General features: G+C 40.8%; 16 protein-coding genes. 6 read left to right on the top strand and 10 right to left on the bottom strand.

Annotated elements, in window-relative coordinates; genetic code table 11:
* Positions 1–13: 13 nt before the first annotated feature.
* The 4 genes from LKO28_RS01105 to LKO28_RS01090 form a co-directional block, all read right to left on the bottom strand.
* A complete protein-coding gene (locus LKO28_RS01105; RefSeq protein ID WP_227692669.1) occupies positions 14–970 on the bottom strand; it encodes an HlyD family secretion protein in 957 nt (318 codons plus the stop codon).
* A gap of 2 nt (positions 971–972) precedes the next feature.
* Entirely contained in the window at positions 973–2,361 is a 1,389-nt protein-coding gene (locus tag LKO28_RS01100; RefSeq protein ID WP_227692668.1) for a TolC family protein, read from the bottom strand.
* A 94-nt stretch (positions 2,362–2,455) separates the two neighbouring features.
* Positions 2,456–3,016 carry a Crp/Fnr family transcriptional regulator gene (locus tag LKO28_RS01095; protein ID WP_227692667.1) on the bottom strand — a complete coding sequence of 187 codons (561 nt, stop codon included), beginning with the start codon at positions 3,014–3,016 and terminating at the stop codon, positions 2,456–2,458.
* Between the two features lie 25 nt (positions 3,017–3,041).
* Positions 3,042–3,353: a hypothetical protein gene (locus LKO28_RS01090; protein ID WP_227692666.1), complete on the bottom strand. Its 312-nt coding sequence runs from the start codon at positions 3,351–3,353 to the stop codon at positions 3,042–3,044.
* 139 nt (positions 3,354–3,492) lie between these two features.
* Between LKO28_RS01090 and mazG the strand changes: the two genes are divergently transcribed.
* Genes mazG through LKO28_RS01075 form a run of 3 tightly spaced genes read left to right on the top strand, consistent with a single transcriptional unit; the run spans position 3,493 to position 5,961 of the window.
* Complete coding sequence (mazG, locus tag LKO28_RS01085) at positions 3,493–4,296, top strand: nucleoside triphosphate pyrophosphohydrolase (RefSeq protein WP_227692665.1); 804 nt, start codon at positions 3,493–3,495, stop codon at positions 4,294–4,296.
* 49 nt (positions 4,297–4,345) lie between these two features.
* The gene (gene trpS, locus LKO28_RS01080) at positions 4,346–5,344 is read left to right on the top strand and encodes a tryptophan--tRNA ligase (protein ID WP_227692664.1); all 999 of its coding nucleotides are present in this window, start codon (positions 4,346–4,348) and stop codon (positions 5,342–5,344) included.
* A gap of 2 nt (positions 5,345–5,346) precedes the next feature.
* Positions 5,347–5,961 (top strand): deoxynucleoside kinase, encoded by a 615-nt coding sequence (locus LKO28_RS01075; RefSeq protein ID WP_262905949.1) that lies wholly within the window; start codon positions 5,347–5,349, stop codon positions 5,959–5,961.
* Positions 5,962–5,973: 12 nt separating this feature from the next.
* Here the strand turns inward: LKO28_RS01075 and radC are convergent, their stop codons facing one another.
* Positions 5,974–6,660: a RadC family protein gene (gene radC, locus LKO28_RS01065; protein ID WP_227692662.1), complete on the bottom strand. Its 687-nt coding sequence runs from the start codon at positions 6,658–6,660 to the stop codon at positions 5,974–5,976.
* Positions 6,661–6,809: 149 nt separating this feature from the next.
* On the opposite strand from radC, the gene LKO28_RS01060 reads away from it, so the two are divergent.
* Together LKO28_RS01060 and LKO28_RS01055 are read left to right on the top strand one after the other, a co-directional pair.
* Positions 6,810–7,268: a peptidylprolyl isomerase gene (locus tag LKO28_RS01060; RefSeq protein WP_227692661.1), complete on the top strand. Its 459-nt coding sequence runs from the start codon at positions 6,810–6,812 to the stop codon at positions 7,266–7,268.
* Between the two features lie 13 nt (positions 7,269–7,281).
* A complete protein-coding gene (locus LKO28_RS01055) occupies positions 7,282–7,686 on the top strand; it encodes a DUF5606 domain-containing protein (protein ID WP_227692660.1) in 405 nt (134 codons plus the stop codon).
* 58 nt (positions 7,687–7,744) lie between these two features.
* On the opposite strand, the gene LKO28_RS01050 is transcribed toward LKO28_RS01055, so the two are convergent.
* Positions 7,745–8,815, bottom strand: coding sequence for a PA0069 family radical SAM protein (locus tag LKO28_RS01050; protein ID WP_227692659.1), 1,071 nt, complete (start codon positions 8,813–8,815; stop codon positions 7,745–7,747).
* 144 nt (positions 8,816–8,959) lie between these two features.
* On the opposite strand from LKO28_RS01050, the gene LKO28_RS01045 reads away from it, so the two are divergent.
* On the top strand, positions 8,960–9,430 hold the full coding sequence (locus tag LKO28_RS01045; protein ID WP_227692658.1) for a response regulator: 471 nt from the start codon (positions 8,960–8,962) through the stop codon (positions 9,428–9,430).
* 24 nt (positions 9,431–9,454) lie between these two features.
* Here the strand turns inward: LKO28_RS01045 and LKO28_RS01040 are convergent, their stop codons facing one another.
* The 4 genes from LKO28_RS01040 to LKO28_RS01025 all read right to left on the bottom strand — a co-directional run bounded on the left by LKO28_RS01040 (position 9,455) and on the right by LKO28_RS01025 (position 16,798).
* Positions 9,455–10,555: a sensor histidine kinase gene (locus LKO28_RS01040; protein WP_227692657.1), complete on the bottom strand. Its 1,101-nt coding sequence runs from the start codon at positions 10,553–10,555 to the stop codon at positions 9,455–9,457.
* 185 nt (positions 10,556–10,740) lie between these two features.
* Positions 10,741–11,493 carry a hypothetical protein gene (locus LKO28_RS01035; RefSeq protein ID WP_227692656.1) on the bottom strand — a complete coding sequence of 251 codons (753 nt, stop codon included), beginning with the start codon at positions 11,491–11,493 and terminating at the stop codon, positions 10,741–10,743.
* Between the two features lie 159 nt (positions 11,494–11,652).
* Positions 11,653–14,400 carry a phage tail protein gene (locus LKO28_RS01030; RefSeq protein ID WP_227692655.1) on the bottom strand — a complete coding sequence of 916 codons (2,748 nt, stop codon included), beginning with the start codon at positions 14,398–14,400 and terminating at the stop codon, positions 11,653–11,655.
* A 10-nt stretch (positions 14,401–14,410) separates the two neighbouring features.
* Positions 14,411–16,798 carry a hypothetical protein gene (locus LKO28_RS01025; RefSeq protein ID WP_227692654.1) on the bottom strand — a complete coding sequence of 796 codons (2,388 nt, stop codon included), beginning with the start codon at positions 16,796–16,798 and terminating at the stop codon, positions 14,411–14,413.
* Positions 16,799–16,800 lie beyond the last annotated feature (2 nt).

Genomic DNA, 16,800 nt, shown 5'->3' with positions numbered 1-16,800 from the left:
GTTCTAATCCTTTCTATGGTGCTTGAAGAACAACCAGCGTCTTTGTTAACAAATCACTTACCTCTGCATGATCTTGAGGCACTACTTTAACCTCAAATACCGTCAATTGGTTATCATAGTCCGGATAAGCCGTAGAAATATTCGCATACGAGCTCAATGCTTTCATCGCCACTACCCTACCTTTGATTTCTTTATTATCCAAATAAGGGACGCGCAGGATAACTTCACTTCCTCTATTTAATTTACCTACTCTATTTTCAGGAACAGTAAACCGGAAATAAGTCGCATTGTTAATGTAACCATTGATAACAGCATATCCAGCAGTGGCGAGTTCCCCTACGTTTAAATTAACGGTCTCCACACTCATATCCTGCGGAGCGATAAGGTATTTTTCCCGTGCAGCTACCTTAACTTCCGCTACCGCCCCTAAAGCACGCTCTTTCTGACCTAATGCCATAACCTGCTGCTCGTAACGAGCACCATTCCGCGCCTCTTCCATTTCCGCTTGCGCCGCAAGGTATTGATTTTTCGCTCCTTGGTATTTGGCGTACGTTTCGTCATATTGTTGCTGCGATACTAGACTGTCACGCAATAAGTTTTTCAAGCGATTGATAGATTTCTCGGCGAATTCATATTGCTCTTTTAATCCGTCTACCTTAGCCTGCAATTGTATCAATTGGCCGCGTGTAGCACCTTTTGTCGCCATATTATATTGTGCTTCGGCAGATTGTAGAGCTCCTTGTGCCTGCTCTGCTTTTGCATCTACTTCGGGGATATCCAATATCACCAACGTATCTCCCGCATGTACAAACTCTCCTTCTTGAACACGTATTTCCGCCACCTTTCCGGGAACTTTTGTCACAACCGTTATTTGTTCACGTTCTACTTTTCCTTCCAGAGGCTTCTCCCGAACTTCATTTTTGCAAGCAAAAAACAAGAAAGCAAAGGGTATAAGGTACAACTGTTTCATTTCTATTCGTATATGGTTTGTAATAGTTTTCCTGATGTATGTAATAATTCCAATGCCACTGCACGTTGCTGCAAAACATGGCTGTAAAAATTAAGATTGACTTTATACCATTCATTTTCGGTTGCCAACAGTTCCGTTACGTCAATCAAACCAGCTTCATATTGCTTCGAAGCCATCTTCAAATTATTTTGGGCAACTTTTACCTGCTGGTCACCGACTTTCAATTTTTGATTGCTAGTGGTATAACTGACTTTGTTTTTATCCAGCAACAGATTTAATTTTTCCGTTGCGTCAAGAAGCTTCGTTTCATTGATGGCTAGATCTAATTGTACTTGCTTTACCTTATTTCGGTGCTCCCCACCGTTAAAGATATCCCATCTCACCCCCACGCCAACCATAAAGTTAGGTCTACCTTTTAGATAGTTGGTGGAAAGATTGATATCACCTACTACGGGTCTGTCTTTAATGGTTAAATTAGTGTTATGAAGATTCAAATAGCTCGCTGAGCCGAAAGCAAAAACCGTCGGCAGTGACGCCCCTTTTTCTTTTTTATACAGATATTCATAAGCTTTAGATGACGCATCCAACGCTTTTAATTCGGAACGCTCCTCCACTCCCGTTGGTACATCCGATAGATAGATGGGCGAAAGATTATACAATACCTCTTCTACTGCTGATGTCGACAAACCTGTTTCCTGTTGTATTTTTTTGACCAGTAACGCACGATTTCCAGCTAACTCCACCTTTTTTTCTTCCAATTCCAACAGAGCAAGTTTAAGTTTATCCCGATCATATGGTATAGCCAATCCATTTTCGATGGCCTTATTCACTTTTTCCTGTTCCTTTGTCAACCTCCGTTCGGAATCTACAATCAGTTTATCAACCTCGTTCAACAACATCAGCTGATCGAACGTAGACGCAATCTCCTTTGCCATTCCCTCTTTTCCCGCTTCGGCTAGATACCCTTGTGCCCGCGCCTTTTCTTGGAGTGCACGTTCGCCATTGGGGATCTGCAATCCCGAAAAAATAACTTGTCTTACAGATACACCCCCATATGCAGCTTGTGATCTAAGATTAAAATCTGTCGCCCCGTCAAATAGCCCTAGATTTAATACCGGCAGATTGAGTGTAGGAATATCAAGGCTCCCATTGTTGTACATAAAACCATACAAGCCTGTTGCTGATACATGGGGTAGTTTATTAGCTTTCACACCCTCTGCTTCCAGGTTGGCTTTATCAACCTCATAGTTTTTGAGTTGCAAATCCTTATTGTTTTGGAATGACTGTTGGATTATTTCTTTGACTCTAGGATCAATAGTGGATTGTGCTTTTCCTGTCTGCTGGAGAACTCCGCTAAACAATGTAAAAATCCATATCCATTTTTTGTTCATAATCTTTACCTATTTATTGCGAAACAAATATCTGGTTAATTCGGTTTGCTTTTTTTAAGATATCTTAAAAAAATGGTTGACACTCGATACCAAGCTAACGCTGTGCTCTAATGACGCTGAGCGTTTGTTGAGAAATTCCCAAATAAGAAGCGATATCTCCTAATGGCGCACGCAAGAGTATATTAGGGTGCTGCTCCATTAATTGTTGATAACGCTCTTGTGCTGTTTCAAATTGCAGACTCTGCAGGCGGCTGGAGAATCCAATCAATGCTTGTAATAAAATTTCTTGTATGAGCCTGCTCATTGCTATAGAGTGGGATGCTAACCTTTCTATGGCATCAAACGGGATTAACGTAATGGTCGAAGGCTCAAGCGCTTCGATACCATAGATAGATTTTTTGTGATAGAATACACTTTCTGTACCCGCTGCAAAAGTATGCTCCGCAAAAAAATAATGCGTAACAACTTTACCTGATTTATGATAAAACATCCGGACAAGCCCTTTCTCAATGAAAAAGATATTACGCGAATAATGTCCCGCATCTAGAATAATATCTTTCTTCACATAAGATTTTGTGATTGAAACTTGTCCAAGATGTTCTAACAAATCATCGGATAACCCGAATGTAGTTTTTAGATAGGGAATTAATTGCATTCCCTAAAGTAACATTTTTTTTAAATTAAGCGTGCCGTCCGGTTTTATATTTAATTTCCAGTGCTAATATAATATCCCGTTTTTTGCCTTCTATCAAAGATAAATTTCCGGCAACAAATACGCCTTTTTTACCATTATGTGCATTCGAAATACCATACACGGTGGATTCATCCGCGGGATTCGACGGACCTTCGTAACGATAGAGATAATCAATCTGATAATTTTCTGCATCGGCAAGGATCTCATCAAATTCCACGTTAAAATCTACGTCATATCCCATTTCTTTTAATCTGGCCAACGCGACATCGGTCGTCTCGTAATTGTGTTTTGTATCCATAATATATATTCTTTGTCTGTTTTTGATTCATACAAGTTCAATAAGATAACACGCTAACGGGCTGTTCTGTTTTCGCTTTTTTTGGCTAGCTTTGAATAACTTTGATAAAACAGCTTCGATAAATAGGTAGATAATAACTATGGCATATCCCATACCCGAACCCCAATACACACCCGGAAAAGCCTTTGAAAGGTTGATCAGCATTCTAGATACCCTCCGCATAGCTTGTCCCTGGGACCGCAAACAAACAATGGATTCTTTACGGCTTCTAACGATAGAAGAGTTATACGAACTGACCGATGCGATCTTGGAAAAAGACTATCAGGAAATAAAAAAAGAACTGGGCGATGTGATGCTACATTTACTTTTTTACGCAAAAATTGCCGACGAACAGCAGCAATTCAACGTAGTAGACGTCCTGAATGCTATCTGCGATAAACTCGTGGTCCGACACCCCCATATCTATGCCGATACTCAGGTGGAAAATGAGGAAGATGTAAAAAACAACTGGGAATCCATCAAACTAAAAGAAGGCAATAAGTCCGTATTATCGGGCGTTCCCAAAGGCTTACCCGCACTAGTAAAAGCTTACCGGATACAGGACAAAGTGCGTGGCGTGGGCTTTGATTGGGACGACAAGGCGGAAGTATGGGCAAAGGTTGAGGAAGAGTTAGCCGAGTTTAAAAACGAATTTAACTTGACAGACACGGTTGCCGTCGATCAGGAGAAAGCCGAAGCCGAGTTTGGCGACCTCCTATTTTCGCTCATTAATTACGCGCGACATCTAGGCATCAACCCCGAGAACGCGTTAGAACGTACTAATACCAAATTCATCAAGCGCTTTAGTCATCTGGAAAAGCGGGCAAACGAAAAAGGACAGGATTTGAAAGACATGACATTGGCCGAAATGGATGTTTATTGGAACGAGGCGAAAAAACTATAGCTGAACTCTCAATCCTTTTTAATTAGCAATTAATCCGTAAATTCGCGACATGAAAGAAACTGTTGTTAGCGGTATTAGAAGTACCGGTAAATTACATTTGGGCAACTACTACGGAGCGTTGAGTAATTTCGTCAAAATGCAGCACGAATACAACTGCTTCTTCTTTATAGCAGACTTGCATTCCTTGACGACGCATCCTACCCCTGAACACTTAAATCGTACGGTAAGAGAAGTGGTGGTCGAATACCTAGCAGCCGGTATCGACCCTGAACAATCCACGATTTATGTACAATCGGATGTTCCGGAAGTGGCGGAGCTCTACTTATACATGAACATGAATGCCTATTTGGGCGAGCTGGAAAGAGCGACGGCGTTTAAAGATAAAGTTCGCGCCAATCCGGACAATGTGAATGCCGGCTTGTTGACCTACCCCGTCTTAATGGCCTGTGATATCTTGCTTCATCACGGCACCAAAGTTCCGGTTGGAAAAGACCAGGAACAGCACTTAGAAATGACGCGCACATTTGGTAACCGCTTTAACAGACTGTATAATGTCGACTATTTCAAGGAAGCTTTTGCTTTCTCTTACAGCGATAAATTAGTTAAAATTCCGGGACTAGACGGAAACGGGAAGATGGGGAAATCGAATGGCGAAGCCAGCTGCGTATACCTGAGTGATACGCCGGAGGTGATCCTCAAAAAGGTAAAGCGGGCCGTATCCGATGCGGGGCCTACTGCTATGAATCAAGCAAAACCGGAACCCATTCAGAATCTATTTGATTTGATGAAAGTCGTGTCCACCCCCGATACATTGCAACATTTCGACGATTTATACAACCGTTGTGAAATACGTTATGGCGATTTCAAAAAGCAGCTCGCTGAAGATATCATCACTGCCACGGAACCTGTCCGTTCGCGGATTCAGGAAATCTCCAATGACGATGAATACGTTAAAAAAGTCATTCGGTTAGGTGCAGAGAAAGCAAGTGAAAGCGCACGGAAAACTATACAGGAAGTCAGGGAAATCATTGGAATAAAAAAATTGTAACTATGCATATAGCCATCGTAGGAAATATAGGAGCCGGAAAAACCACCTTAACGGAATTAATTGCGCGTCATCTTAATTTTGAACCGCAATTTGAAGCTGTGGAAGACAACCCTTATCTGGAGGATTTCTACGGGGATATGAAACGCTGGGCATTTAATTTACAGATATTCTTTTTAAATAGCCGATTTCGGCATATCGTAGACTTACAAAATCAGCAGATCAACATGGTTCAGGATCGTACCATCTATGAAGACGCCTATATTTTTGCCGAGAATCTCTACGACATGGGATTGATGAGCGCCCGCGATTTTGAAAACTACAGCGGTATTTTTCAGAGTATTGTACATTATATCAAGCCACCTGATTTATTGATTTACCTCAAAGCTTCCGTACCGACGCTTGTGAGTAACATCCAAAAAAGAGGTCGCGATTATGAATCAGCAATCCGTTTAGATTACCTATCCAAACTCAACGACAAGTATGAGAAATGGATAGGCAATTACACAGATGGCAAACTATTGATTTTGGACCAAGACAATCTCGACTTTGCCAACAAACCGGAAGACCTCGGGCATATTATCGAAAAAATAGAAGCCAAAATGTTCGGTCTATTCTAGAATAGCCCTTGCTCACAACAAGCCTTCGTCGCGGAAACTGAAATAAGCGGTATCCGTAAAAATGATGTGGTCATTTACGCCAATACCCATCAGTTCCGCGGCGGTTACAATACGTTTGGTGATGAGCTTATCGGCGTTGCTGGCCCGCAGCGTGCCCGACGGATGGTTGTGGGCTAATATCATGGAATTTGCCTGTACCTGCAATGCGAAGCGCAGGACAACCCGCACATCAACCGGCGTTGCATCATTTCCGCCACGACCTATCAGCTTCCTATCCAGTAATTTGCATCCGGTATTTAAATATAGTACCCAAAACTCTTCATGCGGCAAATCCTGTATATAGCCGCTAAAATAATCATATACTTTTCGGCTGCTGTTCAATATTGGGATAACTTCTGGCTGCATCTCTCGACGACGGCGCCCCAACTCCAGCGCCGCTATAATGCTGATGGCCTTCGCTTCACCGATTCCACGGTAGCTGCATAGATCCGGCACCTCTAACCTAGCAATGTTATTTAAATTGTGTTGCGCGTCCGCTAGTATACGACGACAGAGTTCTACGGCTGTTTCCTTTCGGGAGCCCGAGCCGATCAAAATCGCCATCAATTCCGCATCAGACAGAGCTCTCCTACCCTGTTCCAATAACTTTTCGCGCGGGCGGTCGGCTTCCGACCATTCCCGAATAATAAGTTTTTCCATGTCAACAAGCATAAATGGTTAGTTAAATCTACTACTTTTTTTAGTAAAAACAAGCATGGCAGAACAAATGTGTTAACAAATCTTAACGATTAGACCACCGCAATTCGTCGAGAAATTTTATCTTTGCAATTCCATATAAATATGAAAACATGAGTAAAGCGATTATTAAGACGGAAAAAGGCGATATGACCGTGCAGTTTTACACGGAAGACGCTCCCAATACAGTAGCCAATTTCATTAAATTGGCGAAATCAGGTTATTACGACGGACTGACTTTTCATCGGGTAATCCCTGACTTCGTTATTCAAGGCGGATGCCCCAACACACGGGAAGGTGCAAGCGGCGTACCTGGTACCGGAGGTCCCGGATACAAAATCGATTGTGAATTGACGGGTGAGAACCAATACCATGATCGCGGCGTATTGTCTATGGCACATGCCGGCAGAAACACCGGAGGCTCGCAATTCTTTGTCTGTCACAGCCGCAACAATACGGCGCATTTAGACAGAAACCACACTTGTTTTGGTAAAGTCATCGAGAATGTTGATTTGGTAGATGATATCCGTCAGGGCGATCGCATATTAGGAATAGAGGTTATCGAAGGATAGTAACTAAATAAAAATGAATTTAAGAGCTTTAGTATCAGTTACGGGAAAACCAGGCCTTTTTAAATTGGTCGGACAGAGTAAAAATGGATTTATCTTAGAAACGTTAGACGAAAAGAAAATCAAATCCACCGTCAACCTATCCACCACAAAAATGGCTACGCTGGAAGACATTACGATTTACGGTGAAGAAGAAGAAATACGCTTATTGGACGTATTTGCAAACATCAAAGAACGCGGCGAAAATCTACCCGATAGCAAAGACGGGAAAGCTTTACGTGAATTTTTCCGGGAAGTAGCACCGGGACACGACGAGTCGCGTGTATACGCCTCGGATATGAAAAAAATCATATCTTGGTACAACATTATCAAGGAGCTTCCGTTATTTAGCGAAGAAGCACCTGAACCGATCGAACAATAACCCATACGTTCGGTAGTGGAAGCGCGCTAGCCCTGAGGTTAGCGCGCTTCATTTTTTCTCAAAACAGCTGCAATTGCCCGTCCCGATTGGGCCTCGTAAATAAATCCGTTCGCAAAGGCGGGGCAGCCGGACCATTCATATATTTCTGGACAGCAATGTTGAATAACTGCCGTATGCCAGCAGCAGTCTCCCCATCCCCCCGAATCCTTCTGCCCCATTGACTATCGTTCAACTTTCCGCCGTGGCAAGCCTCAATACCGTGTATAATCTTGGCAGCACTATCGGGATAATTCTTATGTACCCAATCTGTAAAAATTTGTGCGATCGCGCCATTTAAACGAACAATCGTGTAACTAGCCCATCGTGCCCCCGCATTGGCCGCCTGCTTGATCAAGGCCGGCATTTCGTCACTATTGATGCCGGGAACAATAGGCGCAATCATCAGCGACACCGGAATATTCCGTTCCGCCAATTGCTCGATCAACTTCAGTCTGGCCCCTGCCGTAGCCGTACGCGGCTCCATCTTACGCCGCACTTCCTCCCGCAAACTGTTGATGGTTACGGACACCCGAACCAGACCAAGTGTTGCCAATTCGGTTAAGATATCCAAATCACGTAGCATTAGCACATTTTTACTAATCAACGAAACCGGATGTTTATACGTCAAAAACGTTGACAAAAGCCGCCTGGTAAGTTGTAATTTACGTTCAATCGGTTGGTAACAATCCGTATTGCCGGACATAAAAATCAATTCCGGCGTATAGGTCTCTCGGTTAAACGCCTCTTCCAGCAACTCCACAGCGTTATATTTTACCAGAATCTTCCGTTCGAAATCCAAACCCGCACTGTACCCCCAATACTGGTGCGAGTTGCGCGCATAACAATAAATACAACCATGTTCGCACCCTTGATAAGGATTTAAAGAACGGGAAAATCCGATATCTGGACTATCCACCTTAGCCAAGATCGACTTAGGGTACGTCCCGATAATCTTTGTCCCCTCAGCCGCAAGAAACGGTTCATCCAAACCTTCTATATACTCCTGCACATATTGCTGTTCAAAAAATTTATTATGAGGATTAACCTGTGCGCCTCTGCCCTTGAAATAGGTCTCTTCGTTTGTATCCATACCACAAAAATACTAAAAATATTAGCTCACCATAACGACGTCGAAACAAAAAAATTACATTACGACAATATTTGTTACTTTAATTCCCCAAATATTGTCTTTACCTTGGTATACATTTTTCTCAGTGTAAAAGGATTAAAGAAAATGGAAAATAAGGGCGGTAAAATTTCTGTATTATACGTGGACGACGAGGAAAATAACCTAATTTCTTTTAAGGCTACTTTTCGGATGAAATATAAGGTCTACACCGCTATTAGCGGCGCAAAGGCCATAGAAATGGTAAAAGCACATCCGATCGATATCATCATTACGGACCAGCGTATGCCGGGAATGACGGGGGTAGAATTCTTAGAAGAAATCATTAAAATCAATCCGGACTCCATGCGCATTCTACTCACGGGCTATACCGATATGAGTGCGGTCATCGACGCGGTTAACAAAGGGAAAATTTTTCATTACCTCAGCAAACCGTGGAGTGAAGAAGAGCTTGATGAGACCATCCAACGCGCCTATGAGATCTATGCCGAAAAGAAACAGATCTTAGAAACCTATTCCAAACTAGAGGTGTCTAACGAACAATTGGAATTTTTGCTCCGTCAGAAATTACTTTCTTAAGGCTGCTTTTTTTAACCCTATAGGTTATTTACTCGGGATTGTTACACGGAAACAGGTACCTATCCCCAGTTCGGATTCTACCTTGATCGTGCCTTGAACCTTCGAAAGCGCGCTCTGCACGTTATACAAGCCGAAACCCATACCTTCTGCTTGATCGCTATCTCTAAAGAAGAGTTTGAAGATGTTATCAATATTCTTAGGAGAAATGCCGATACCGTTGTCTTTCACGGTTATAAAGGCGTGCCCCTCCCGAACTTCCACCGCTAAATTAACCTGATTGACGGCTATATCCTTCTGCTGATACTTAAAGGCATTCGAAAGTAGGTTGTGTAAAATCAATTCCAGCACGGCCTTATCTCCCTGAAACGCTTCCTCCTGCTGCACACTGACGTTAAATTGTAAGCGACTGTTCTGTGTATGTATCTTATAAAACTGTTGAATGTTTGCGAACAGCTCATTGAAATCGACCGCCGAAAGGTTAAGTTCGCCCCGGCGCAATAGATAGTAATCTCGCAAACTATTGATATAATCATCCAGCATGGTCACCGAACCTTCCATTAAGCCCAGTAATTCTCGAATTTCCGTTAGACTATCCAAGCTCGATGCCAATTGTAGCGCCGATAAAATCCCGGTAAGGGGATCCCGAAGATCATGGCTTACACTATACGCAAACTTATCCAACTCGTCGTATGCCTTTTGCAACTCCTCATTCCGAATATCCAACAAGGAGGTCGCCATATACAATTTACTAGCTTCCTCAACAGCAGAAATAATCTCCTCCTCAATCCAAGGTTTACGCACGAACCGAAATATATGCCCTGTATTGATTGCATCTATAACGGTTTCCAAATCCGCATGTGCTGTTAGCAATATACGGATCGGCCTCGGAAAATCACTCTTTATACGACTGAAAAAATCAATGCCCATTTCGCCCGGCATGCGCTGATCACAAAAGATAATCTGCATATCCGGATGCTCCCGGAGAACCTGTGCACCTTTATTGGTATCGGGAGCCGTAAAAACGTCATAACGATACCGAAAATTAGCTTTAAAGCCAATTAAATTATTAGGTTTAAAATCGCCAAAACCGCTTGACCCAAAATTTTTAAAAAAAATCAAAACCAAATGTACCAATTTTAAAAGGGTTATTTATTTGCATTTAAACACATATTTTTGTTGTTATTATCAATCGAATTTTGTATTTTTATAGTGTTAAGTTAGCCTTTTTTCATTTTAAAAACAACTGAAAACAAGCCATTAGGCATTAAATAAATGAAGCCCTTTAAAACAAATTTAAAGGGCTTTTAACATTACTTTGAAACCAATTCATAAACCATCTTAACACACCTATCTTTTATTAGTGTGGTATTCCTAACCCACTGTGTTGGTGTTTCTCCTTTTTCATACTCTGGGTATGTTTGCTCTTTTGATTTGATGAATTTGAAGTGTTTACACAAAGGATAAATGTACCTATAAGTTTTAACGCTGAATGTTTCAAAATCACCCAACAAATATGAAATGTTAGCTCTCAAATATCCAGTAGTTGAGGTGCTATTTGTGAATATCTGCTGATGTACTACTTCACCAGTTCGTTTATTTCTTAGGAACAAAGTATTGTGATATCCAAAATACTTAAAGTTAGAGGCTTTGTAAATTGTACCACATCCAAGCCTGCCATCAGCAAAGGACTGAACAGCCACAACGTCTTTATCCATTTTCTTTATCAGCTTCAACGAAGCCCCAATAAGTACAGTTTCTGCATTCTTACCCAATTCATCAGATATCCACATACGGTTTAGTTCACTCATCCAAGCTTTTTCATTAGGATGCTCAAAGAGCCTTGCATTTGGATTTTTTAAATAACCATAAACAGCAACACCCAAACAATTTTCCTCATCACTGCTTTTAAATATCCCAAAGTTGTATTTTCCGAAACCGCCATCGTTCCATTTGTGGCTATAATGATTTTTTACAATCAGTTCTTTTGCGATCCTTTTTTCAATTGGTTTTATTACTAATTCCCCTAGTCCTGAAGTCTTTTTTACAATTTTCAATAGTTCCATAATCTCTTATAAAGTTTAAGTTGAATTGTGCTATATTTGTACCTCTCACAACGACAAAATGCACAAATTGCCAGCAAGAGCTTTACGCCTCCAGCATGGTGCTTTGTGCATTTTCTTTTTGACGTTGTGAGAGACCAATAAAAGACTGGAGGCTACTTTTTACCCATAAGCTTCAAGCCACTGACTTCCTGAATATCTATACTTGTAAGTTCCTCCACGAACAAGACTTGAATTCCCTGAAGCCGTGTTATCCATTTTATAGATATCGCTTCCATTACCATAGATTGTGATATTACCGCCTGTAGCATTTTTAATTAAAACTGAACGTCCTGTTTCAACTCCAACGGATGGAAGAAATACATTTGAATTTGAGCCACCTTTGGCAACGTAGTAATCAAATTCAGTTATGTAAGTATCAGCATTTTCATTATCAACCCTTACAGGTTCGTACATAGCACCAAGAAACTTAACGCTTGATAACATTGCACCATAACGCCCCCACGCTCCCCAAAGCAATTGCAATGCTTGTGCTGCTAAATCTTGCCTCCTGACACCGATAACACCAGCACGAACATTTGATGTGAAAATTGGTCGCTCAGAAGGTCTTACAACAGAAGCTTCGCCAACTAAAGACCCTGAAAAATCTAAACCTGTAGATGATGGTAAAAAGCTCATACCTGCATTTCTGCTCAAAACACCCCAATCACTTAATATAATTCCACTGGATGGATTTGTAGGATTTGATCCGCCATCATCAACATTTGATGAGCGTAATGTAGTAGAATCAATTTCAAAGCCCCCGATCTTACCTTTTGTTGCTGACATTGATCCATCATTAAGAACTTTGTAAGGTGCTGTATTTCTATTTTCAGCCGTTGCACCAGCCCAAAACCTTACAGATGAATTACCAGCATCTGCAAGCCCCGAAATGCCTGCATTTGAATAACCATCAGAACCAACACTAATCAACTGAGCAAAGAGCCGAACCACATTGATAAAATAAGCAGTAATTGTGTCCGTTTCAATATCACCACCGCTGATCATGGTAAACATCTTTGTTGGTCTAAAGGATCGTTTACCTTCGATAACGGATGAAAGTACACCAAGATTAAAAAACCAGTAGCCGTTTTCCGAATCAACAGCTTGCTGATCTATTGTCAAAACCCATTCGCCAGTTAAAGCTGTTTGTGAACATTTGGCAGACAAATAGTATGGTTTAGTAGGTATTAGACCATTGGCATTAAAAACAGGCAAATCCCATATATATCCAAGCCCATCAATTTTATAACGCTTGTGTATGAGTTTGCCAGCTGTCAAACTGATAGCATTAGCATCATTTCCAGCATTGACAGTCAAAGAAATGCTATCCAAATCATAGTACATGCTATCCGTACCGAACAATCCAGCAATAGCCTGAATCAAGGCGTCTTCCAAATTTCCATCAGGATCAAACACAAGCCCTTTAAATTCATTTAGGGCTTGGATGTTCCTGCGATCATTTTCAATGCTAGTTTTGCTAACCTGAGTAACAACTTCTTTGGTTTCTTTAATATCCTTTTCAGCCTTTTGGATGCGTGTATATGTGACCTCGTTTCCAATTTCAGCTGTGAACTTCATTCCTTGTTCTAGTACAGGGAACATAGCTGGATAGCTGACAGCCGTCACCCGAATGTTATCATCAAGTCCTATCTTTTCATCCACTACATGAACAATATCGCCTTCATACAATTCGGTGTTTTGTCTCTTTAGCCAAAGGATGTCCGTATCAAGTTCATAGACCACTCTAGGCACTTTATTTGAATTCAGATATTCCAATCGCTTTGCTTCCAACTCGGATAAAGCAGATGTAACATAACTTTCAGGCATTCTTATACCAATAAGCGTATATAAATCACCGACTTCAGCAACCATTGCCCCAAATGGGGTAACATTGCCGTTGGAATCTTCATTTGCTTTATATCGAATTGTTTTCGAGGTAGGGCTATAAGAAAGAATTGCAAACTCTTGACCGTTCAAACCTCCCGACTTAAAAACAATTTTTGCTTCAGTTCCCTCAATACGTTGACCGTTCAAATCAAAATCTAAGCTACTATCGGAAATACTGAAGGTACGGTCATTGATCTGCTCGACCCCTGTAACCGATCCAGTACGTTTAGGATAAATCTCATGATCTTCAAAAATTCCTTCACGTATTCCATAAAGGTCAACAGATACAGGATCATCAAGATAACCATCTAACGTCAATTGCTTTTTTGAATATCCCTGAGGTAAATTTTGTGTCCCACCTACTGCATAAGCACGGGTAATGATGGAGCTGTTGACCAAAGCTTGACGTGACAATGAGTAAAGACCGTTGTCCTTTCCGTATCGCAATGTCAAAGCTCTAGCCGTTCCAACTGTTTTTTTGATGGTTATTTCTTTACCTACGATCTGCCATTCACATTTAGAGGCTTCAGCAATATCATTCAAAGCTGACAAGCAATCGATTTTGTTAAATTCTAACGCAAACGGTTCAACGTCTTCCAATTCTCCAACCGTCCAGCCCGAATCAATCGAATTGAGACATTCCAAAAACATAAACATATAATCGGTCAGGTCTCCGAAATAATCAAACACAAATGCACCTTCATCCTTCAGTTTAAACCGTTCCAATGTATGCCTTGCACCCTGAAAGGTCACAACGTATTCAAATACGTTGCTTCCTAGCTGGGTGTATTGCGGTTCTTGATTAACGGTCATAACTTCACCTTTATAGGTTAAGTAATCCCCAATGGTAATATCTAAAACATTTGCTATATTGATGGTAAATACAAGCGTATGCTCTGACATCAACCGCTTTGTATAGATGCCTGATTCCAATGGTAATCTAATATTAGATATTTGATTTCTAAAAATCTCAATGTTCATATAAAATCGGCTACTGATTGATATTACTAAATTTGTACTCAGTCTCTACATCCCAAAAATCCCCAGGATTTACCTCATTACCACCCATAGTGCCGTAAATTTTGTTATAATTTGGAGCTGTAGTATTTTTAACGAACATCCCTGAATTTGAATAAGCATATGGCAATATACCTCCATCTCCAAGGATGACTTGTTTTTTTATCATGGATACTTCAGCTTTAAATTCGTCACCCCATAGCACTATTGAATTACGTTTTGTATTCTGAAAATCGGTATTTATTGTTGTGGTAAAACCTGCTTGAGAAACATCATAAATAGTTCCATCTTCGTTACTCATTGCCGAATGCGTGATGTTACCCAAAATATCACTACGCATAACAGAGCACATCGTCACAAAAGCCCCGTTAGAACTACCAACTCTCAGATATAAATGTTCTTTCCAATCTATACTGTTTTTTAATTTTAAAACTCCGTTTCTAAACTCCCATTTCTTAAACGAAGAAGCTACATCGCCCGAACCATCGGCTTTCTTTAAACCAGTTTTCGTACAAAAAGTAAGGTATCTTCCTTTTACATCCTTTTCTATTCCGTCAACATCGATACGTTTACCATCCATGAATAGGCTAAAGCCATCATCCGATAACATTTCCCATCCGTGAGATGATCCTAAAGCGTTGTTATAAGAAGGCTCATTAAGATATATAGCATTTTCATATACACCAGTTAATATTACTTGCCTGATGTTTGTGAACACATCATTATTTCGCATGACAATCCAGCCTTCATCTAACCTCCATACATCTATAAATCGGGACTCATTCGTAAAACGACGTAAGTTTATCCTAAACCACATATTATCATTACCCCCGATATGATAATATATATGAAAATAATTGTCGGAAGTTTTACGAACAATAACTTCAGCTAAATCATACTTTGAGTTCGACGATTGAGGAAGTTTTGCTGGATCAATTTTATATCCAAAGGGTTCATAGGGCAACTGTACGATTCCCTCACTTACCATAAAGGAATTTGTAAAATCATTGTCTAATGGTCGTAGTCCAATACCCCCATTAGAAGATTGATTTGCGACAGAAAACGCATAGTCAACTGCACCTTGCGGAACTTCATAGACGCTTGGATAAGTAGTATTACCACTTCCAGCAATAATCTGCTCAATTGCTCCTGAAGCACTCCAGAATATGACGGCAGCCCCACCTGATGAGGGAACGCTACCGCCTCCATTCACTGCTAAAAAAACCTGCTCATGATTATCTAATTTATCTAAAATTGACTGAGGCAATCTCTTGCGAACTGTCTTAATCCAATTGGAAGAATTATTATGACTGCCTGACAAATTCCAGTACCCCCTAACAACATCCTCAGAAGTATCTACAAGGTTATTTGCAGGAATTACGACCGAATCTATACTTTCTTTGATTCTGAAAATTTTCGATGAAGGTACTGCGCCTTCACCTTCCTCAGTGATTTCGTTAGAAAATTTTATCGAATCGGGACGATCTATCTTTTCTGATTTAACTGACACACCAAATGGCTCGTAGGGGATAGTTTCAGTTCCCTCGTTAGCAATAAAAGAATTTGAAAAAACATTATCATTAGGGCGTGTACCGATCCCATTATTGGAAGGATCATTAGCAGGTGTGAAACCCCAAGTTTTAGCGTTTGCAGGAACTATAACTGTAATAAATTGGGGCGTTGCTGAACCACTGCCACCAACAGAATCTTCATTCATCCAAATTCCATCATTATCCCTAAAGGATACCGCCAAACCTCCAGCAGGTACACTTCCAAACGGACCAATAGTTACTTGCTTTCCTTTCAACTCGTTTGGAACAGTAGAATAAGGATATCGAATCCAATTTAGAGAAGATGTATAACCACCATTTAACGAGTCGATGTATCCTGCCTCTAGTTTTTTTGTGTCAACATAGTTCTTGCTTTTGGATGTAATCCCTGCAACTGTATCATATTCAGCGACACCACCCTCAACACCAATTTCATCCTTTTTTACTGAATTTGCATCTACTGGTAAATATGCCTCATCGGTTTTTTCCCAAGTATTATTGATTCCATCCCCAAATAGCTTTGCAACGGTATTGGGCAATATTTCAATACTATTACTTTCATAAGTCAATACTTTACCATTTACACCACCATAAACCTCAAGATAAACGTTTCCTTCTCCAAGTTCAGGTAATTCCGTTCCAGTAAACTTAACTGCTCCACCAACGTTCTTTCCAGCCTCTAAAACCAACAGATCAAATTCAACTGATCCGATTGTATCATCATCGCCATTGACAGCAAGTAATGACTTTACTTTGTTCGCCTGAGCAATTTTAGGCGTGTCTTTATCAAAATGTACTATATTATCTTCCATAA

Origin of the sequence: Sphingobacterium sp. FBM7-1, from assembly GCF_020687765.1 — a bacterium.
In the GTDB taxonomy this organism is placed as follows: domain Bacteria; phylum Bacteroidota; class Bacteroidia; order Sphingobacteriales; family Sphingobacteriaceae; genus Sphingobacterium.
This window is presented reverse-complemented; position numbering and strand designations above follow the sequence as displayed.